Annotated in this window: 1 protein-coding gene; it reads left to right on the top strand. The window is 30.7% G+C overall.

Annotated features, from left to right (window positions below; all coding sequences use genetic code 11):
- A partial coding sequence (locus tag R7Z50_RS30495) for a hypothetical protein (RefSeq protein ID WP_318150150.1) occupies positions 1 to 541 on the top strand: 541 nt, incomplete at both ends.

Genomic DNA, 541 nt, shown 5'->3' with positions numbered 1-541 from the left:
AATTTGGATTCAGATGACTTTATCGGTCCTGACTTTTTATTAGAGATGTATAAAGTTGCAAAAAAAGATAATTTGGAAGTTGTTGTTAGCAATGTTAAGCTGGTAAATGAAAGTGGTCTTGTCATTAGAAATACAAAATCAAAAAAATATGATAATGACATTATTTTTTCCAAGTCTAATATCTCATCTTTATTATCAACTCCATACGCGACATGGTGCCGTTTATTCAAAAGGGAGCTACTAGTCAAAAACGACTATAGATATGAAAATGGTGAACTCTATCTAACAAACTTCCATTTTTTAAAAGGTGTTAAATCAGGTGTCGCCAGCAAGGCTGTTTACTATTATAGAATTAGAGACAATAGCATGTCCTCGGCATCAATCTCCTCTAAAAAACTACGTAAGAATTTATCTTCTTCTTTAATTAAGCTTTTTAATAAGCAGTTAAAATTAAAAGGGATTTCTTCCGAGTTTTTAAGGAGTTATAGATTGTTTAATCATCTTTCTTTTACAAAACTGAGCTTTGTATCAAGCATCTATG

The organism is Vibrio sp. 1249-1 (assembly GCF_033340495.1).
Note: the sequence above shows the minus strand (reverse complement) of the source record. Positions and strands in the feature narration are given on the sequence as shown.